Here is a 19,229-nt window from a genome sequence, read left to right on the forward strand (position 1 = left end):
TATAATGATTAAAACTTCCAATAGCACTAAAAAGAACAGCTTTTATTTATAAAGCTGTTCTCTACTTGAATGTCGTATTAAATTCATCAAATGGCCAATAGCGGACATGAACCTTACCTACAATGTCCTCTATTTTCACAAAACCGAAATGCCGGCTGTCCAAGCTGTTCAGTCTGTTGTCTCCGATGACAAACACATGCCCTTTTGGCACTACTTCTTCCCCTGTTATCTCTGAAAGTGAAAAGTCCCCTGTAAAATTACCCCCGAATACCTTCAAATGATCAGAACGGATAAACGGTTCCAGAACAAGATTACCATTCACATATAGCATATCCTGCTTATACTCTATTTGGTCTCCCGGTAGACCAATCACTCTTTTCACATAATTAAACTCTTCATTTTCCTGTTGAAAAACAACCACATCAAAACGCTCCGGCTTGGTGAAGGAGTAGACCATTTTATTGACCATAAGGAAATTTCCCTGTTCCAATGTAGGATTCATGGAATGCCCTTCCACAATATAATTAGAAAAGAAAAGCGCACGAACCATAAGCACCAAAAGGAAAGAGACGATCAACCATTTCATTGCCGATTTACGTTTAGTGTTCTTTTCTTTCAATTCATAACCCCCGAATTTCTATCTAGTAGGTCTTTAGCACTCTAATATTATCATAATATACTGAATTTTTACAAATGAATAATACTTTTTACTAACGAATTGCAACAATCTTTGAGAAAAGAGCCTTATTTTTCTCCTGACAGTTGCAGACGGAGCTCCACTTTTTTTCCGATAAACCACAACACCAACATAATGGTGAGGGCAATTGCGGTCTTAATAGGCGCACGTATGAATGATAACAAGTCATAACCAATATAGCTGATGGTAAATATCATGACCATTTTCCCAGCAACTAGTGCAAGAAAAAATTGAAAGAATTTTATCTTTGAAAGTCCTGCTACCACATTGATTAAAAACGAAGGCGTAAATGGGAAACACAATAGAAAGAAAAGGGGCCCGAAACCATGCCTCTCTATCCAAGACATCGTTTTCCTTATCTTTTCTTTTCTTAGCATGGCCTGTACTCTGCGGCTTCTTTGCAATTTATGTACAAAATAGTAGACGATCACCGCTCCTACTACTGAGCCTGCCCAAGATATAAGAAACCCCATCCATAGTCCAAATGCAGCAGCGTTAGCCATCACGATGACAATCAGCGGCAAAAAAGGAAGGAATGCTTCCAGTACCACCAACAAAAAGCCCGGTAGCGGACCAAATGATTGGTATTCCTCCAAGAGCTCCAACAGGTTCTCTATTGTCAGTAATTCTTTTATATAGTCTAAAAATTCCATTATGCTATCTCCACTTCTGTGCAAATCTTCTTTCTCTATTGTACTAGTTATACCTTTATTCACCCAATAAATAACATCAAATTTAAAAGAATCTATATTTTTTGTTATTTTACGCTCCTTTTAAAAGCAAAATAAAAAGACTTGCTTATACTAAGCCCTTTTATTAAATAACATTCTATTCTGTCTGTCCAATTTTCATTCCAAAAGGTCCATATCTTTGATGATGCAGTTTCTCAAACACAAAAATGCTTTCATAAAATGGGATACTATATTCTTCTCCGTCCTCGATAGACCAGCATGTGGAGAGAACACCATGCGCGAACCCCCAGGCAAGTATTCTTCTTTCATCCAGCTTTAATTTATCCACTAAAATGGAAATTCTTTTCGAAAGGATTATTTCTATATTTTCTTCAGGTAGTTTGTTCAATAGAAATTGAATCGTATCGTATTCCCGTTCTCCCACCAGCCCTTTTGGATCGATGGCCACCCATGATGCTTCCGCCTTTAAGATATTGTAATGATGCAGGTCTCCATGCAGTATGTATCTTTCATTTTTTTCCTCCAGTAAACTTTGGAAGGTATGAACTGCTTTTTGAAGCAGCTCTCTTGTAATTGGGTTCTTCCCTACCGGATATTTACTTTGGAAATTAAGTAAACTATTCTCCCTTTCTTCGATTTTGGGCAGGCGGGAAGCTGGTGTTTCCGGTACCCATAACGATTTCATGATATCGGCCGCAATTTCCGTTGCTTCTATGTCATCCTCCAAGTTTGCCAACGTATCCCCCGGAGTGAGACGATTTAAAATCAATATCCCTTTTTCCATTTCAGCGTCTACGACTTTGACCATTTTATCACCAGCAAAGTAACTTAACGCTTCCACTTCGGAATAAAACTCCCTATTGGGTACGGAAAGCTTTAAAACAACCTGTTTACCATCTTCTTTTATCGCAGGAGCTACAAAATTATATGAAAGTTCGAATGGCGAGAGAACCTTGAGATTCCATCTATTCTCACAGTATTCGATTAGTGTGCCAAAGTTCTGTAGCCACTCTTCCCCTTTTTCTTTATGGATGTTTCTGATTGTTTGAATATAATTGGACGGGAGATTCACCATGGTCCTATTCTCCACGCTGTGTAAATGCCCAGCGGTGACCATCGGGATCCTCCAGCTCAAACTGGATGTCCCCCCAGGGGCGGGTAATGGGCTCTGTAAGAGATTTATTGTTGTTCTGATGATCTATGGGAATAAGTCCGCTTTCTTGAACAAAACGAAATAATTCATTAACATTTTGTACTGCTGCATGGACTTCCGTAATACCTGGATTCGTTTCATCTGCAGGATGAAGCATGACCAGTCCGCTTCCAAGGTGGAACCAGTGCATTCCTTCATAGCCATGGGAGTATTGAAACCCTGCGTTTGTGTACCATTCTTTGGAGCTTTCCGTGTCTTTACAAAATAAAACGACGTGATCCAGACCTTTTATCATTTGTGTTGTTCCTCCTTCTATTAATTCTGATAGATTTTTAGATAGTTCAGGCCAAATAGCACCGAGTTCATGCCGATGCCATTTTTTCAGCTGCCTTGTCGACCTAGGCTACTAAACAGCTTTCAGTAAAACGAAGCTCTCCCAAAAGGAAGAGCCTCGCTGCGTTATACTTTTTACTTAGCGCCTTCCAAATACTCCACAAACCAGTTCTTTATATGCTCAAGTCTATGAACACGAAGTGCGGGATCTCCACTTCTGGAAAGCTCATGATTAGCTCCAGGGAATCGTACCAGCTTGGTCGTCTTTCCTTGTTTCTTAAGTGCAATGAAAAGCTGCTCCGCCTGTTCCACCGGACAACGGTAATCTCTTTCCCCATGCAAAATCAGCAGTGGTGTGTTCACATCTGCCACATACTTAATCGGGGAATGTTCCCAAAGCTTCTCTACATTCTCTCCCATGTCGCCTTTTACTTCCCACTCGGAGAAATAATAGCCGATGTCACTGACACCGTAAAAGCTCAGCCAGTTGGAGATGGAACGCTGTGTAACGGCCGCTTTGAATCGGTCGGTATGACTTACCACCCAGTTCGTCATAAAGCCGCCATAGCTACCACCTGTTATTCCAAGATTGTTTTCATCAATGAAATCGAAAGTTTCAAGAGCATAGTCCATCGCAGTCATCACATCGAGATAATCTTTTCCTCCATAATCACCACGAACAGCATCTACAAAATCCTGGCCATAACCATGACTTCCACGCGGGTTTGTAAAGAGCACTACGAATCCTTGGGCTGTGAGCGTTTGAAACTCATGGAAATACGTATTAGCATACATAGCATGAGGTCCGCCATGCACTTCGAGAATCGTCGGGTATTTTTTGCCCGCCTCAAAGCCTACAGGTTTCATAATCCAGCCGTGTAGATCCCAACCATCCGGAGCGTTGTAGCGGATTGGTTCTGCCACACTGAGTTCGACTTCCTTTAACCATGCTTCATTGACGTTCGTCAGCTGCTTTCTTGTTTGTGATCTGAAATCAAGATGGTAAAGCTCCCCTGGATCTGTGGAGTTGCTTACACCTACAATCGCTTCATGGGTATCAGTTAGCATACTTACGGCATACACATGCTCATCTGGAACATGAATTGGATACATAGATCCATCCAAGGAACCGAAGTAGATTCCTGTTCCGCCCTGGTCACTCATAAGGAAATAGAAGCCTTCACTTTCTTCCGTCCACATAAGTCCCGGGTTGACATTTCCGGAATGGAAATCACCAATCGCCACATCGCCAACCTCCACATCGAGGTTCTCTGTGAGACAATGGGTTTCACCGGTTGCAACCTGCGTCACCCATACTCGTGTCAACGTAGCACTTTGGAATTCCTTTTCATGACCAAGGAAACCAAGGTACTGTCCATCTGGTGAAAAGGAAATCGTGGAAAAGAAACCATTGCTATGGGTAATCTTTTTCTTCTGTTTTGTCTCAAGGTCCATCACAAATACATCGGATACCAACGATACATCCGGATTTTCTTCAAGGTTTGCCACAAAGGCGATACTCGTTCCATCCGGTGACCAAGCAGGACTGCCATAATCCCTATCTCCTTCTGTAAGGAGACTCACCTCTTTTGTTTCCAAATTCAATAAAGCAAGATGGTCGTTTTTACTATCGTGAAATCCCTTTGCATCCGATTTATAACGCATTTTTTCCACTACAAGAGGTTCGGGCTTTTTCTTTTCCTCTTTTTTATCCCTTACTGCATGCAAATCTTCCGCACTTTCCACTGATGTACTGAACAGAATTTTTGTCCCACACGGTGACCAAACAGGTCCTCTTGCACCATTTTTACAGAAAGTCACCTGCTCGGCCTCTCCGCCATTCACCTGCATCACATAAACCTGGCTTTTCTCGTTTCGGTTGGAAACAAAAGCAAGCTTGCTGCCATCAGGTGACCACCTCGGGCTTGTCGCTCTTCCATTTCCGGCAGTAAAGGGGACCTTATTCCCCTCCAAATCACCTACGAATATGGTAGAGCGATACTCATTGTCTTCTTCATTTATCGTTGTATGAACAAATGCATACCTGCGGGAATGTTTATCCCATTGTGGATCAGTTAAAGATGTTAGTCGAAACAGATCGTTTGACTCTATTTTTCTCTTTGCCATTCTAATCTCTCCCTTATGTAAAATTCTCCATTCTACTTATTTCGACAAATGAAATAATTCCCCTCTAAAAAATATAAAAAAGCCCGTTTTTTTTTACGAGCTTAAAAAGTTACTTGCATATTTTCAGCTTTTTGGTATAAAATAAATACGAACAGACGTTCTAGTTATTTTAGGAGGAAGATTAATGACCAGATTATCAAAAGAGCAAATAAACCTGTTTGAACAGGCTATTTATCTTCCTTTGCTACTTATTGTCCTGGAAAGGGATACCACCATCATTAAAGATAGCAGCATCAAATTAAAGGAACCCTACCTGGCGCTTATCGACCAGGTCATGCGAAAAATTCAGCTTCAGCTTAAACAAATAAAATCCGACATGAAACAGCAACACATGAAGCTCCACAAATTGAAACAGGATGAATCGTTTACAATGTATGCCTTTCTGTTCAACGGATATGAAGAACATCACAACTATTTCAACCCGCGTATCAGGAACAGGGTGAACGAGCTTATGATGCAATATCTTCTGAAAGCGGAAGATAACTTCACTAGTGAAAAATAGGAATGGATCGGTTTGGAGCATTTCGCAAAGAAACATGCAATTGATTTTTTTCATTTATAGACGCGTAAAATACATTCTCCACAGTAGCTATTTGCTGTTTTAGCAGTTCCTCCCGAAGCCATGCATCATCTAATCCTTGGTATGCCAAAGTTTCCTTATAGATACGGCCGTCTATTATGACAGGAAGTTCTATCGAGTTTACGTATGGTGCTGATCGAACATCTTCCACCCTTGCTGTCTCTTTTTCAGGTTTCAACTTAACAGAGAGGTTCCCGTTCGCCTCGATTAAGGCAAAGTGAACATCTTCCACCTTGAACACATCTTTTTCCCTTAGCATCTGCAGAATATTGTCAATGGAGTAACTGATTCCCTGCATATTTTTAATATGAAATTCTCCATCATAAATGACCATTGTGGGCTCAAAGGTTAAAAGTCTGCCCACCCGTTGATTTTTTATCTTCGCCCATGCTATCACTTTCTGTAAAAGTGCTATGGCGATAATGGCACCTGCAGTGGGCAGATGATGGATGCTGGGATCTGCTATATCAGCCCCAACCACGGCCCCAAGCGTAATGATGACAATGAAATCAAATACGGGAAGTTCTCCAATCGACCGCTTTCCCATATATAAAGTAACTACCAACATGAGCGGCAGGATTGTAATAATTCTGCCCAGTACCTTTAAAAAATCCATGAATAGCTCCACTTTTTTCTCCCTTCAAGTTGACCTTAATGAAAAATGGGTACATTTTGTGTGTAGCCGGGGGTTTTCATAGTAATATGCAGTCTTCTCTCTTCATTAATTGCCGCATAGAAAACATCTTGGATATTTACAATATCTTTTTTCAGAAGCTCCTCCCTTAACCAAGCTTCATCATGCCCCAGAAACTCCAATGCCTTTTGCTGGATCCTTCCGTCCATGATGACGGTGTATTCAATGGAGGTTTTAGGCAGAGCGGACTGCACGTGTTCCACTTTCACCGGTTCTTTTTCTGGTTTTAATTTCACTGAAAGCTCACCGTTCGCTTCGACTAATGCGAAATGGACATCCTCCATACTAAACACATCCTTTTCCCTTAACATCTGCAGAATATTATCAATGGAGTAACTGATTTTATGCATATTTTTAATATGGAACTGCCCTTCATAAATAACAAGGGTCGGCTCAAAGGACAGAAGCCTCCCAACTTTATGATTCTTTATTTTCCACCATGCAATCAGCTTTTGTAGTAGCGCAATGGCTATGATTGCCCACACAGTAGGTAGGTGATGGACGTTAGGATCAGCGATGTCTGCTCCTACTACCGACCCTAGGGTTAAGATGACCAGAAAATCAAATACAGGAAGTTCACCAATTGAACGCTTTCCCATAAATAGGGTCACAATGAGCATTAATGGCAATATCGTTATAATGCGAAACAGCACCTTAAATAAGTCAATGAAAAGTTCCATATGCATCGCTCCTCCATCCTTTTACTTAGCCTTATTCAAAAAGGGGATGATATGCATATTTCTTCAAAAAAAATACGCCTTTCTTTTTTGAAAGACGTAGGGTGTAGACAATATTGATTCCAATATTCAATATACTTTTTGCAGTATCAACAATGCAGATCCTTATTATTTCTTAAACGGTACATCATTCCAGGTGTAGCGACAAGGCTTCGGTTAGCACTGTTCCGTTTCCTGTTGACCCGCTGTTGGAGCTTAGCCCGAAAAAGGGAGGTGCGATGTACTTGGGTCTCATAAGAGGATTTGGAAATCGGAAATTCCACGGTGGTGTTGTTCGGGAACATAACATTAGTGTTCGCTGCAGGAGTTTTTTTATATTCATATGCATAATGTAGTGAAATCCAGATGCAGTTTTCATTTGTAGGTGAAGCAGTGGGGAAAAAGAATATGTCATTCATCGGATCAATGACAATAGGGGGTTTGTGGGTATAGCCGGAGATGCCCTTAGTACCTTGTTTTCTTCCTTCAAAGCTTGATCCATAGAAGTTGCAGCTGTCCTCAATAATTTTAATTGGAGGCAATGCCACATAGAGCTCCCCCTCTTCCTCAAGAACTTTTGAATAGAGATTCCCTTCCACCTCAACGGGAATTATTGCCATTGTGAATCCGTTAATCTCATAATCTACTGATAAATCGACACTATTCTTCATTGATTTCACCCTTTCTCTCCTTTTCCAATTGCCTCTATACGACAATAGGACTAATAATTTGTCTAATTATGTATATTTTCCCAAATAATACGTCCGTTGTAAAGGTTTTTAAAATATTTTAAATATTTTAAATATTTGTTGATTTTTATAGCATTACTCAATATACTAGTAAAAAGGCTCGAGGTGAGGAACTCATGAAGAATGAGAAGTCTTATACGGAATTAATGAAGGCAAGAAAGATGAGCAAGAAAGTGTCCGTTGAAGCCTTTATGATGAATGTTTATGTCCAGATGATTATTGATGAGTCTTTATTCCACTACCACAAAAACCTTCTGCAAGAAAAGATTGACTCTGCTCTTGATGCGAATGACCCTTCCTTGTTTCACTTACTTTCCGCCAGATATAAAAAGTTCCTGAATGATTGGGGCGTTGCTGCTTAGACGATTAAAACGCCAAAATGAAGAGAAGAGCACAACCGGCTCTTCTCTTTTTTCGTTCTTGTTTACCAGTGAGGAGGGAAAACCTGCCTCATAGTATATAATTATTTTTTCGTTTGATAAAACTGCTCTTCTTCTGTAGATCCACTTAGTGCGGTAGTGGAGGACGTTCCACCGGAAACAAGCTTCGCTACTTCATCGAAATACCCTGTTCCTACCTCGCGCTGATGTCGAGTTGCCGTGTAGCCATACTGCTCACTTTCGAACTCAGCCTGTTGCAGCTCGGAATATGCTCCCATTCCACGGTCACGATATCCTCTTGACAGTTCGAACATGCCATGATTTAAAGCATGGAATCCTGCTAAGGTTACGAACTGGTATTTATAACCGAACTGAGCGATCTGCTCTTGGAACGTTTCAATGGTTGCGTCATCCAATTTCGATTTCCAGTTGAAGGATGGGGAACAGTTGTATGCCAAAAGTTTCCCTGGGAACTTCTCGTGTATTGCTTCTGCAAATGCTCTTGCCTGCTCAAGATTCGGCTCAGACGTCTCACACCAGATTAGATCTGCATATGGTGCATATGCAAGACCACGGGCAATTGCCTGGTCGATTCCCGCTTTTGTGCGGTAAAAGCCTTCTGCTGTTCTCTCACCAGTCAAGAAAGAATGATCGTTCTCATCAATATCACTTGTGATAAGGTCAGCTGCATCCGCGTCCGTTCTGGCAATTAATACAGTTGGAACACCCATTACATCAGCGGCCAGACGTGCTGAGATCAGATTTTTCACAGCTGTTTGTGTAGGAAGTAACACTTTTCCTCCAAGATGGCCGCATTTTTTCTCCGAAGATAATTGATCTTCGAAGTGAACACCGGAAGCCCCAGACTCAATCATACCTTTCATCAGTTCGAACACATTTAGCTGGCCACCGAATCCTGCCTCTGCATCTGCAACGATTGGGGCAAAAAAATCCACATCTTCGTGTCCTTCTAAGTATTGAATCTGGTCTGCACGCTGTAGAGCTTGGTTGATACGTTTAACCACATGTGGCACGCTGTTTGCCGGATAGAGACTTTGATCCGGATACATATGACCTGATAGGTTTGCATCTGCCGCTACCTGCCAGCCACTCAAATAGATGGCCTTCAGACCAGCTTTCACCTGTTGGATAGCTTGGTTTCCTGTTAGAGCTCCAAGTGCATGCACGTATTCCTGATTATGAAGTAGGTCCCAAAGCTTCTGTGACCCTCTTTTCGCCAATGTATGTTCGATATCAATGGATCCCCGTAGACGTAATACCTCTTCAGCGGAATAGGGTCTTTCAACCCCGTTCCAACGTTGGTCAAGCTCCCAGCTTTCCTCTAAATGTGCAATTCTTTCTTCTCTTTTCATTTTTATTTCCTCCCTTGTTTTATAGGTATCTATTAATCTTCCAATAAACTGTAAGCTGGAAGTGTTAAAAACTCAGCAAATTCATCATCCTTGATCAAATTTTCAAATAGGGCTGCTGCTTGATCAAGCTTTCCTGGTGAATAGCGGGTTGGTCCTACTTTAGCGACGATGGCCTTTTTCTCTTCCTGGATCAATTGCTTGACCAATTCGAGTGTTAGCTGTGTTCCATCCTCTAGTTCCGCATGTGGATGCCTTACCCATTGCCATACTTGTGATCTGGAAATCTCTGCTGTTGCTACATCCTCCATGAGGTTGAAGATAGGGACTGCACCATTTCCATGCAGCCATGCAGCAATATACTCCATGCCGACGTGAACGTTTTTCCTCAAGCCATCTTCCGTTATCGTGCCTTCTGGAATTTGTACAAGGACTATTGGGTCAGCAATGACGTCCTCTCTTTTTCGATGCACCTGATTCTGCCCATCCATATGTTTATTGAATACTTCCAGTGCTACAGGAACTAATGCTGGGTGTGCTACCCACGTTCCATCATGCCCATCTTTTACTTCCCGAAGCTTATCTTCCCTTACTTTCAAAAATGCCGCAGTGTTTGCTTCTTCGTCATTTTTGACAGGGATTTGTGCTGCCATACCGCCAATTGCGAAGGCTCCTCGCTTATGACAAGTTTGAATTACAAGTTGTGTGTAGGCTCTCATAAACGGGACAGCCATCGTCACCTGACTTCTATCCGGTAACAGGAATGATGGGTCATTTCTGAATTTCTTGATGAAGCTGAAAATATAATCCCATCTTCCACAGTTAAGTCCTGCAGCGTGTTCTTTCAGTTCATACAGAATTTCATCCATTTCAAATGCGGCCGTTATCGTTTCAATTAGAACAGTCGCTTTAATGGTCCCTTGTTCGATTCCCAGCTCCTTCTGTGCGAAAACAAACACATCATTCCAAAGTCTTGCCTCCTGATGACTTTCAAGCTTGGGAAGATAGAAATATGGAGCGCTTCCATTTTGCAGTAGGACTTTGGCATTGTGGAAAAAGTACAATCCAAAGTCGAATAGACTTCCAGAAACAGGGTGGTTGTTGATCTGAATATGCTTTTCATCGAGATGCCATCCTCTTGGTCTTACAAGGAGTGTTGCAATTTCTTTGTTCAGTTTATATTTCTTCCCATTTGGTGCCGTGAAGTCAATTTTGCGCTGGTTGGCATCTCGCAGATTGATTTGCCCTTCTATCATGTTGCTCCACGTTGGTGAAGATGCATCCTCAAAATCTGCCATGAACACCTTTGCACCGGAGTTGAGTGCATGAATAATCATCTTGCGGTCAACCGGCCCCGTTATTTCGACTCTTCTGTCCTGAAGATCTTCTGGAATTTCATTTACTTGCCAGTCACTTGTGCGAATAGCTTTCGTGCTTTCCAGAAAGTCTAATTTTTCTCCTTGATCGATTTTAAGTTGCCTTTCTTTTCTTGCTGCTAACAATTCTTTTCTGCGCTCGTCGAATGTGTGATGTAGCTTCTCAATGAAGGATAGAGCTGCCTGTGTTAGTACAGTTTCATAGCCATTTTCCAATTTACCTGTAACGCTAATGCCTGTTGTACCAATATTCACGATATACTTGCCCCTCTCTTGTTATGAAACAGTTAGTATATTTGTATTGTATTATATAACAGAGTGTTCGCGATAAAAAGACTTTTTTGAAAATTTATTGAATTTTTTTTCGACAGGAGAAAATCATATAAAAAAGGGCAACTCGCCCAGACCTTATTGGATTAACAAGTATAGATATCTCAATTTAGACGTAGACTCCAGCGGGGGAGTAGCGACAATCTTGAGACCCCGCAGGGCATAGCCCGAGGAGGCTCAAGGTCGCCCCGCGGAAAGCGAAGTCTTTTGCGGAAAGCAACAGCGGTGTTTAACCAAAACCTAGAATTAAGTACTTTTTCAGTGGCCTCTAACGGAGTGAGGGAGGCTCACGTACCGCCCACTGGAAAGCGAAGCGCCTGTAACGGAAATCAACCGCTTTACGACAACTAAAGAATTATATGCTTTCTTACCACTAAAAAAAGCAAGCAGCGCACCCTTAGCACACTGCTCACTCTTCCTTTACGTACCGTTCCAAATAGGCAATTCTGTCCACCATCGGAGGGTGGGTATATCGAAAAAATTTCACTAAAGCTGGAGGATTCACTTCACTTAAACTGGACCTCGTAATTTCCTGGAAAGCTACAATGGCCGGTTCAGGGTCCCCAGTTAATTCAAGGGCAAATACATCTGCTTTGTGTTCCTGATGACGGGATACTGCATTCGTTATGGGGCTTGCTATGAAAAGCAGCAGAGACACAAGCAACAGCAATAGCGGAAGTGATGCAAGTTGGCTTAAACTATATATCTTCAATCTCCTGCCAAATTTGTCTATAATCTTCACTGCCGTCCAATGGATCAAATAAAAAGCGAAGAATGAAAATATGATATATCCGGTAATGCCGATGACAACATGGTGCATGACGTAGTGTCCCATTTCATGTGCCATGATAAACAAGATTTCATCATTCTGTAGCCGGGTTAGGAGTGTATCCCAAAGAACGATACGAGAGTTTCCGCCCACCCCAGTGACATAAGCGTTTATACTATTTGTTTTTTGGGACATGTTCACTTCATACACCCGGTCTGCTGGGATATCCGATTCAACTGCCAGATCCAGTATTTTTTCCTCGAGCACTTTGTCTTGAAGCTCGGTAAAATCATTGTATAAAGGATCTATGACAACCGGTTGGATGTACATCATAAAAAACACGAACGGTATAAATAATCCCCAGGCAATTGCCCACCACCACTTCTGGAATTTACGAATGAGCACATATAGGACAAGAACCACCACCCACATGATGAGGATTCCTTCCCAAAAGCCGACGACCTGGTCACGCATCCAACTCGAGTATGATTGAATGGTAATGCCATAGTCCCTTGAAAGAGAATAGCGAAGATAGCTTAGTGGAAAATGGATCACGGTGCTGAAAAGGGTCAGCCAAAATAAATAGATGCCTGCCTGAAGTGTTTTATAGTTTGTTATCTTCTCCGTCCATCCCTGAATGGCTTTTGCCCCACCTAAAACAAGAAGGAGGAAATAAAAGATCCATTCCACAGGAAGTGTTAGGAAGTAAATTGTATTTCGAATCTTGGAATATTCTTCTGCAAACAGCAGTTCCTTGTTACTGAGAAAAGTGGCAGGGTCCGCTTTTGTACCTACAAGCTCAGGTGGAAGTGAAGTATCTGCCCCCACCCATATATAAAAGGATACCGCCCCGGCATAAAGAATGTAGCCGAAGAGTGTCCATGCAACTACCTTTTTCACAGTTCCGTCCCCCCTCTTGTCCAATGCTCTCTTTCTTTATTTTATGGGATTAAGTATAAAGATATTTACACTAAATGATATTTTCATCCGTAAAGCAAGAAGGGAGCATGGTAACTTAAGAAGATTCAATCTTCCGCCCGTTTTTTTCTAAGAATAAGTATATAATTCTGTTGATTTCCGTTCCAGGCGCTTCGCTTTCCTGCGGGCGGTCCGCCCCGTGGAAAGCGCAACCATTTGCGGAAAGGAACAGCGGTGATTAACCTAACATGTAACTTAAAAGTACCGGACGGGTTTTGCCCGGTTTTTCTTTGTTAACCAACCATCCAGGAATATACACTCAATGCTGCGATGGCACTGATGACAACCAGAATGACATTAGCACCGAAATAGGCGACAATGAAAGCCACAGCTGCCCCGATTACCCCATACATGATATCTTCATTGATAAGAAAGATCCCTGGAACAATAAGCGCTCCTAATGTAGCATAGGGAACATTTTTCAATACGCTCTGGACGAATGGAGGCAACTCCTTGCCTTGGAACATGACAAAAGGAATCATCCTCGGAAGGTAGGTAACGACAGCCATCCCCACAATCATGATGATAATGGTGCTATTCATTTCTATTCTCCTCCTTCGACCATTTGCTAAATAAAATCTCAATTCCTACAGCACTTGTGATGGTTGCAAGTACGATAGACCATCCTGCTGCTATACCGAGTACAAGTGAAAACACAGAATTGAGGATAGCGGCAGTCCCAGCGAGAACAACCACTTTCCGATGCTTTTTCAAAGACGGCATCAACAAGCCAACAAACATGGCATAAAGGGCAACAGCCATACTCTCCTGCAGAGATGCCGGCAGACTGCTTCCAATAACATGCCCTACTCCTGAGCTGACCACCCAACTGGAATAGGCGATCAGGATGACACCGAACATATAACCTGTCTGGATGCTATCCTCTTTGGTAGCCGTGACAGAAAACGTTTCATCTGTAATTCCAAAAGAGTAAAGTGATTTTTTCCAAAGGTTCTCCTCTTCCACCTTTTCGTTCAAGGAAGCGCTCATCAGGAAATGGCGGATGTTCAGAATAAAAGTGGTCATGACAATTTCAAATACTCCCGACCCCAGTACAATCATATTCAGAGACATATATTGTGCCGCTCCGGCAAAAACGAGCAAGCTCATTAGTACTGTTTCCGAGACCGTCAAGCCCGCGGACTTTGCCAAGAGTCCGAACGTAATGGCGATTGGTATGTAGCCGATTGCTATACTGACACCAGCCTGCAATCCATTTCGAAAAGAAGAGGTATTTCTAGTTGCGATAGTGGTTGCCACTGTGCATTTCTCCTATACTAGTAAATTGAATTATTTATAAATATACTAGTAGATCGCTGGGTATGTAAAGGGTATTTCGAAATGCGAGACAAATTCGTATCATCCGATTATTTTTCTCCTATTAAAAAGCTGTTTTCGTAAACTTTGTTGTTTTTTCGTATTTATCAAACCAACCATTATATTCCTTGCTGTCGCGCTCTTTTCTTAGGTGTACAGAATATCTCGCATGCCTGTTTTAGAGTAGATAAGCAGTGAAAAATCCAAAGGCCGATTTTTCTTGTAAAAAGTCCAATTGCCGACTTTTTACTGGCGAATAGCAACAATCTTTGAGAAAAGAGCCTTGAGAAAAGAGCCTATTAAAAACTCCCCCTTCAAACAGAAGAGAGAGTACAAAAGCAAACAAACTATTTATTTCCCCTTAAATTCCGGCGCTCGTTTCTCCCCGAACGCAACAAGCGCTTCCACGCGATCCTCCGTAGGAATGATGACTTCATATGCTTTACGCTCAATTTGCAAGCCTGTCTGCATATCCACACCCATTCCTTGTCGGATGGCGAACTTCGCTTGCTGCACAGCAACTGGTCCATTTTTCAGCATCTCATGGGCAAGCTCCATGGCCCCATCCAACACATGGGATGGTTCCTCTACCAATCTTGTAATTAGACCGAACCCACTCGCCTCTTCCCCGGTAAAACGGCGTGCCGTCAGTATCAGCTCCATTGCTTTCGCTTCACCAATAATACGGGGCAGGCGCTGGGTTCCACCAGCACCAGGAATGATGGCCAGACTGGTTTCAGTCAATCCCATTTTCACTTCACGCGCCGTCACACGGAAGTCACAGGCTAGCAGAAGCTCCATCCCGCCTCCAAAGGCGTAGCCATTGATGGCTGCAATCGTTGGCTGCGGTAGGTCGGCAATCCGGTTGAATACATCTCCGATTTTGTAGACATTTCGCCTAACCTGCTGTTCAGTAAGCCCTCTTCTTTCCTTAAGGTCCGCACCGACACTGAACGCCTTCTCCCCTGCAGCAGTTATCACTACCACACGCACGTCGGCATTTGTGCGAAGCTCCTCGGCGACATTTCCCAATTCCATTAACATATCATAATTAAACGCGTTCATCGCATCGGGGCGATTGAGCGTTACAGTTGCTAAATAATCTTTTACCTCTAATCCAATATAACTCAAGTCTGTCAGTCTCCCTTCTAGATTGTTAGCGGTTACAAATTTCGCTATTTTATACATTCTCTAAAGAGAGCAAAAATCCTTTATACACCAAGTTTTTCTTTTAACGCTCTTCGTAAGATTTTTCCAGTTGTATTCTTCGGAAGCTCTTCAAGGAACTCGATGGAAGATGGAACCTTATACTTGGCCAGACGCTCGTTACAGTATCCAAGTAATTCCTGCTCATTTATTGTGCTGTTTGTTACGACAAAACACTTTATCGCTTCACCAAACTGAGGGTCAGGCACGCCGACAACTGCCACTTCCACCACGTTTTCATGGCTGTACAGAACTTCTTCTACTTCACGTGGGTAGACATTGTAGCCACCGACGATAATCATGTCTTTTTTGCGATCGACGATATAGAAATAGCCTTCTTCGTCCATTTTGGCAAGATCGCCTGTGTATAGCCATCCATCCTTGATGGCAACAGCCGTCTCTTCCGGCATTTTGTAGTAGCCTTTCATGACATTCGGTCCGCGGACAACAAGCTCTCCCACTTCCCCTGGAGCCACTTCCTCACCTAGTTCGTTCACCACTTTATTCTCTATGTTTACAATGGTCGTTCCAATAGATCCTGCTTTACGGGGCTTGTCCAATGGATTGAAGCATGTTACCGGAGATGCTTCCGATAGACCATAGCCTTCAGAGATGATGACATTGTATTTCTTTTCGAAATTCTTCAGCAGGGCAACAGGCATAGATGCTCCGCCGGAAATACATAGACGCAAGGATTTAAGGTCATCCACTTCTCCTGGGGACTGCAACAGGAAATTGTACATTGTCGGCACTCCTGCAAATACGGTCGCTTTGTATTCTTTCACTACATCAAAGATGGCCTGTGGGCTGAATCTTGGTACGATAATGACAGTTGCTCCATTCATCAATGGTGCATTGAGGGCAACTGTCAAGCAGAACACATGGAACATCGGCAGGGTTGCAACAACTTTATCTCCTTCGTTGATTTTCAGGAAGTCGGCAGAATCTTTGGCATTTCGATAAAGGTTCTTATGTGTTAGCATCGCGCCTTTTGGTTTGCCGGTAGTACCTGAGGTGTAAAGGATAACTGCCACATCCTCCTCCTTCAGCTCCGGTCCTACATATGTAAAGCTTCCAGAAGCCATGATGGATGTAAACGATTTCAATTTTGGATAGACTGAAAGTTGTTCAATAGGAAAATCCTTCACTTTCTCTTTTCCGTCCGGTGTTTCACAAATAATGTAATGCTCAGTCATTGGCAGGTGTGCATGAAGCTTTTCAAAAAGCGGAACAAGAAGGTCTAAGGTGATGATGACTTTCACGTCGCCATCTCTAAGAATGTAAGTAAGTTCGTCTGGAGTATAAATTGGATTGATAGGAATAACGGTTGCCCCAATTCGCGCAGCTCCATATAGCCCAATGACAAAGTATGGAGAATTCCCTACAACAAGCCCGATATGATCTCCCTGTTTGATTCCCATTCCTTCAAGCCCAGTTGCAAATGCATTGATGGCAGCGTTCAATTCTGCATATGTTTTTGAATCCCCTTCAAAAATATATGCTTCTTTCATCGGATTCGTTTTTGCAGTTAGTGCCAATTGCGATGAAATATTCAAGTTTTTCATCTCCCCTTCGACTAAAATTGAATGAATGACCATTCATAAATCTCCCATTATCCATTATAGTAGATTGCTAGATATCTGTCATTAAATTATGTCGATAAAATTAAAATTTTCTGATAAAATATTTTGATATAAAGCTCTATTAAAATGGTAGATTATGAGTTGGTTTCTAGCTGTTGATTGGAGCAAAAGGCGTAGACTCCTGCGGGGGAGTAGCGACAATCTTGAGACCCCACAGGCTTGCTGAGGAGGCTCAAGGTCGCCCCGCGGAAAGCGTAGCCTATTGTGGATATCAACAGCGGCGTTTAAAGTTAGTTTAATATAAAAAAAGAGCAGGAATTCCCCACTCTCCCTGCTTACAAAATTAATATATCAAATCAATCAATTCATCTCTGGTAATATTTCCAAAATAATGTTTCACATCTATTCCTTCTAAAGCCTGTGCAATTTCCGCCTTCTCATACTTCACACCGGAAACCAAGTTCTCAACCTCAGTCACATCCCCTACACCGAAGAAGTCACCATATATTTTACAATTTTCAATCTTCCCTTTTGTTACATCAAGGCGAATATCAATCTGACCCACAGGAAAACGATGAGAATGTTGCAGGTTGAACTTAGGTGACTTCCCATAATTCCAATCCCAGTTCTGGTACCGTTCTTTGGAAAGCTCGTGAATGTTTTTCCAATCATCTTCTGTCAATTCATACTTAGGTATATCCTTTGACTTGAATATTGCTTCCAACAGAAGCTGACGGAACTGTTCGATAGTGATATCCTCTGACAGGAACTCTTTAATATTTGCCACACGGCTGCGGATCGACTTTATCCCTTTGGATTCTATTTTGTCTTTTTTCACATTCAGGGCGGACACGACATGCTCAATCTCAGAATCAAACAACAACGTTCCATGACTGAACATACGGCCCTTCGTAGAAAACTGGGCATTTCCGGAAATCTTGCGTCCTTCTGCAAGAATATCATTCCGCCCGCTCATCTCCGCCTCGACGCCAAGACTTCTCAACGCTTCAACAACAGGAGCGGTAAATTTTTTGAAGTTATGGAAGCTCTCTCCGTCATCTTTTGTGATGAAGCTGAAATTCAGGTTTCCGTGATCATGATAGACCGCTCCTCCACCGGAAAGCCGGCGCACCACATGAATGCCATTGTCTTCCACATACTTCGTACTGATTTCCTCAACACTGTTCTGGTTTTTCCCGATGATAATGGACGGTTCATTTATATAGAACAGTAGATATGTATCTTCAATGTTCAAGTTTTTCAATGCATACTCTTCAATCGCCAAGTTTATCCTTGGATCGGTTATTCCATGATTATCTATAAAAAGCATCATTTCTTTCCACTCCCCCATATATATCCTTTATGTGCTAATGCAATCTTCCCTTTAAAGATGGTTGCGGCTTCTTCCACCAACTGATCAACTGTTCCGAAATGGGGTAGATGTGTGAGCAGCAATTCCGGCACCTCAGCACCTTTTGCTACCTTTGCAGCATCATGGCTGTTCATATGCCCAGCGGCCTGGCCGTTTTGGTGGGCATAGAGATTACACTCACAGATGAGTAAATCTGCTCCTTTAGTAAAAGGAATGAACGATTCTTGATAACTAGTATCTGCCGTGTACACAAATGATCCTTCTTCAGTGGATACCTTCATGGCATAACAAGGTACAGGGTGGGTGGTTTTCAGAAATTCTATTGTGAACGGGCCTACCTTTAATGCTTTGGATGGATCGTAGGCAATCCCTTTTGTGTATTCTTTATGATCAAGTGCCGCAAACCCTTTCATGTCCTCCTGATGCCCGTAGATGTGAAGCTGTGTCACTGTTTTTCCCATATAAAACGAAATCAGTCTGGCAAATTGCAATGGCCCGATGTCAGCTACATGATCATGATGGTAATGCGATAAAATGACGGCATCGAGATCTGTTACTTCTATGTAATTTTGAAGCTGTGCTAATACACCACTTCCGCAATCAATCAGTAATTTAAAATTCTCATGCTCGACCAAATACCCCGATGTCGCACTATTAACAGCCGGATATCCTCCCCAAAACCCTACCACAGTAAGCTTCATGGCTATACATCACCCTTCTTTTGGTTTCCAGAATCAAGTCTACCAT

The 19,229-nt window shown here is 42.3% G+C and carries 19 protein-coding genes; 2 read left to right on the forward strand and 17 right to left on the reverse strand.

Annotated elements, in window-relative coordinates:
- Nucleotides 1-61: 61 nt before the first annotated feature.
- From lepB to AB685_RS13695, 5 genes are all read right to left on the reverse strand, one after another.
- Entirely contained in the window at nucleotides 62-586 is a 525-nt protein-coding gene (gene lepB, locus AB685_RS13675) for a signal peptidase I (RefSeq protein ID WP_047971395.1), read from the reverse strand.
- A gap of 158 nt (nucleotides 587-744) precedes the next feature.
- Nucleotides 745-1,350, reverse strand: a complete 606-nt coding sequence (locus tag AB685_RS13680; RefSeq protein WP_047971161.1) for a TVP38/TMEM64 family protein — start codon at nucleotides 1,348-1,350, stop codon at nucleotides 745-747.
- A 175-nt stretch (nucleotides 1,351-1,525) separates the two neighbouring features.
- Nucleotides 1,526-2,464, reverse strand: coding sequence for an aminoglycoside phosphotransferase family protein (locus tag AB685_RS13685; protein WP_047971162.1), 939 nt, complete (start codon nucleotides 2,462-2,464; stop codon nucleotides 1,526-1,528).
- A gap of 4 nt (nucleotides 2,465-2,468) precedes the next feature.
- Nucleotides 2,469-2,837 carry a VOC family protein gene (locus AB685_RS13690; RefSeq protein ID WP_047971163.1) on the reverse strand — a complete coding sequence of 123 codons (369 nt, stop codon included), beginning with the start codon at nucleotides 2,835-2,837 and terminating at the stop codon, nucleotides 2,469-2,471.
- Between the two features lie 173 nt (nucleotides 2,838-3,010).
- A complete protein-coding gene (locus tag AB685_RS13695; protein WP_047971164.1) occupies nucleotides 3,011-5,002 on the reverse strand; it encodes a S9 family peptidase in 1,992 nt (663 codons plus the stop codon).
- A 184-nt stretch (nucleotides 5,003-5,186) separates the two neighbouring features.
- On the opposite strand from AB685_RS13695, the gene AB685_RS13700 reads away from it, so the two are divergent.
- Nucleotides 5,187-5,564 (forward strand): hypothetical protein, encoded by a 378-nt coding sequence (locus AB685_RS13700; protein WP_047971165.1) that lies wholly within the window; start codon nucleotides 5,187-5,189, stop codon nucleotides 5,562-5,564.
- Here AB685_RS13700 and AB685_RS13705 read toward each other — a convergent pair.
- The 3 genes from AB685_RS13705 to AB685_RS13715 all read right to left on the reverse strand — a co-directional run bounded on the left by AB685_RS13705 (nucleotide 5,551) and on the right by AB685_RS13715 (nucleotide 7,723).
- Entirely contained in the window at nucleotides 5,551-6,258 is a 708-nt protein-coding gene (locus AB685_RS13705; RefSeq protein WP_128755862.1) for a DUF421 domain-containing protein, read from the reverse strand. The two genes, AB685_RS13700 and AB685_RS13705, sit on opposite strands and share 14 nt — an antisense overlap.
- Before the next feature lie 35 nt (nucleotides 6,259-6,293).
- Nucleotides 6,294-7,016: a DUF421 domain-containing protein gene (locus tag AB685_RS13710; protein ID WP_047971167.1), complete on the reverse strand. Its 723-nt coding sequence runs from the start codon at nucleotides 7,014-7,016 to the stop codon at nucleotides 6,294-6,296.
- Between the two features lie 146 nt (nucleotides 7,017-7,162).
- On the reverse strand, nucleotides 7,163-7,723 hold the full coding sequence (locus AB685_RS13715; protein ID WP_241773303.1) for a competence protein ComK: 561 nt from the start codon (nucleotides 7,721-7,723) through the stop codon (nucleotides 7,163-7,165).
- A 194-nt stretch (nucleotides 7,724-7,917) separates the two neighbouring features.
- Between AB685_RS13715 and AB685_RS13720 the strand changes: the two genes are divergently transcribed.
- Nucleotides 7,918-8,163 carry an IDEAL domain-containing protein gene (locus tag AB685_RS13720; protein ID WP_047971168.1) on the forward strand — a complete coding sequence of 82 codons (246 nt, stop codon included), beginning with the start codon at nucleotides 7,918-7,920 and terminating at the stop codon, nucleotides 8,161-8,163.
- Between the two features lie 101 nt (nucleotides 8,164-8,264).
- On the opposite strand, the gene aceA is transcribed toward AB685_RS13720, so the two are convergent.
- The 9 genes from aceA to AB685_RS13765 all read right to left on the reverse strand — a co-directional run bounded on the left by aceA (nucleotide 8,265) and on the right by AB685_RS13765 (nucleotide 19,183).
- Nucleotides 8,265-9,554, reverse strand: coding sequence for an isocitrate lyase (gene aceA, locus AB685_RS13725; protein WP_047971169.1), 1,290 nt, complete (start codon nucleotides 9,552-9,554; stop codon nucleotides 8,265-8,267).
- Nucleotides 9,555-9,586: 32 nt separating this feature from the next.
- A complete protein-coding gene (gene aceB, locus AB685_RS13730) occupies nucleotides 9,587-11,182 on the reverse strand; it encodes a malate synthase A (RefSeq protein ID WP_047971170.1) in 1,596 nt (531 codons plus the stop codon).
- 484 nt (nucleotides 11,183-11,666) lie between these two features.
- Entirely contained in the window at nucleotides 11,667-12,926 is a 1,260-nt protein-coding gene (locus AB685_RS13735; protein WP_047971171.1) for a M48 family metallopeptidase, read from the reverse strand.
- Nucleotides 12,927-13,237: 311 nt separating this feature from the next.
- Nucleotides 13,238-13,546 carry an AzlD domain-containing protein gene (locus AB685_RS13740; RefSeq protein ID WP_047971172.1) on the reverse strand — a complete coding sequence of 103 codons (309 nt, stop codon included), beginning with the start codon at nucleotides 13,544-13,546 and terminating at the stop codon, nucleotides 13,238-13,240.
- The gene (locus AB685_RS13745; RefSeq protein ID WP_047971173.1) at nucleotides 13,539-14,264 is read right to left on the reverse strand and encodes an AzlC family ABC transporter permease; all 726 of its coding nucleotides are present in this window, start codon (nucleotides 14,262-14,264) and stop codon (nucleotides 13,539-13,541) included. Before AB685_RS13745 ends, AB685_RS13740 begins: the two co-directional genes overlap by 8 nt.
- Before the next feature lie 408 nt (nucleotides 14,265-14,672).
- Complete coding sequence (locus AB685_RS13750) at nucleotides 14,673-15,452, reverse strand: enoyl-CoA hydratase-related protein (protein WP_047971174.1); 780 nt, start codon at nucleotides 15,450-15,452, stop codon at nucleotides 14,673-14,675.
- Between the two features lie 80 nt (nucleotides 15,453-15,532).
- The gene (locus AB685_RS13755) at nucleotides 15,533-17,083 is read right to left on the reverse strand and encodes a fatty acid--CoA ligase family protein (RefSeq protein ID WP_047971397.1); all 1,551 of its coding nucleotides are present in this window, start codon (nucleotides 17,081-17,083) and stop codon (nucleotides 15,533-15,535) included.
- Between the two features lie 370 nt (nucleotides 17,084-17,453).
- Nucleotides 17,454-18,440 carry a lipoate--protein ligase gene (locus tag AB685_RS13760; protein WP_047971398.1) on the reverse strand — a complete coding sequence of 329 codons (987 nt, stop codon included), beginning with the start codon at nucleotides 18,438-18,440 and terminating at the stop codon, nucleotides 17,454-17,456.
- A complete protein-coding gene (locus AB685_RS13765; RefSeq protein ID WP_047971175.1) occupies nucleotides 18,440-19,183 on the reverse strand; it encodes an MBL fold metallo-hydrolase in 744 nt (247 codons plus the stop codon). The genes AB685_RS13760 and AB685_RS13765 overlap by 1 nt, the downstream gene beginning before the upstream one ends.
- Between the last annotated feature and the right edge of the window lie 46 nt (nucleotides 19,184-19,229).

The sequence above is a fragment of the Bacillus sp. LL01 genome, assembly GCF_001037965.1.

Coding starts and splice junctions, on each gene's coding strand:
- AB685_RS13760 (WP_047971398.1), bottom strand. CDS start 18,440: ATGCTTTTTATAGATAATCATGGAATAACCGATCCAAGGATAAACTTG.
- AB685_RS13765 (WP_047971175.1), bottom strand. CDS start 19,183: ATGAAGCTTACTGTGGTAGGGTTTTGGGGAGGATATCCGGCTGTTAAT.
- aceA (WP_047971169.1), bottom strand. CDS start 9,554: ATGAAAAGAGAAGAAAGAATTGCACATTTAGAGGAAAGCTGGGAGCTT.
- lepB (WP_047971395.1), bottom strand. CDS start 586: ATGAAATGGTTGATCGTCTCTTTCCTTTTGGTGCTTATGGTTCGTGCG.
- AB685_RS13720 (WP_047971168.1), top strand. CDS start 7,918: ATGAAGAATGAGAAGTCTTATACGGAATTAATGAAGGCAAGAAAGATG.
- AB685_RS13740 (WP_047971172.1), bottom strand. CDS start 13,546: ATGAATAGCACCATTATCATCATGATTGTGGGGATGGCTGTCGTTACC.
- AB685_RS13685 (WP_047971162.1), bottom strand. CDS start 2,464: ATGGTGAATCTCCCGTCCAATTATATTCAAACAATCAGAAACATCCAT.
- AB685_RS13705 (WP_128755862.1), bottom strand. CDS start 6,258: ATGGATTTTTTAAAGGTACTGGGCAGAATTATTACAATCCTGCCGCTC.
- AB685_RS13715 (WP_241773303.1), bottom strand. CDS start 7,723: ATGAAGAATAGTGTCGATTTATCAGTAGATTATGAGATTAACGGATTC.
- AB685_RS13710 (WP_047971167.1), bottom strand. CDS start 7,016: ATGGAACTTTTCATTGACTTATTTAAGGTGCTGTTTCGCATTATAACG.
- AB685_RS13680 (WP_047971161.1), bottom strand. CDS start 1,350: ATGGAATTTTTAGACTATATAAAAGAATTACTGACAATAGAGAACCTG.
- AB685_RS13690 (WP_047971163.1), bottom strand. CDS start 2,837: ATGATAAAAGGTCTGGATCACGTCGTTTTATTTTGTAAAGACACGGAA.
- AB685_RS13695 (WP_047971164.1), bottom strand. CDS start 5,002: ATGGCAAAGAGAAAAATAGAGTCAAACGATCTGTTTCGACTAACATCT.
- AB685_RS13700 (WP_047971165.1), top strand. CDS start 5,187: ATGACCAGATTATCAAAAGAGCAAATAAACCTGTTTGAACAGGCTATT.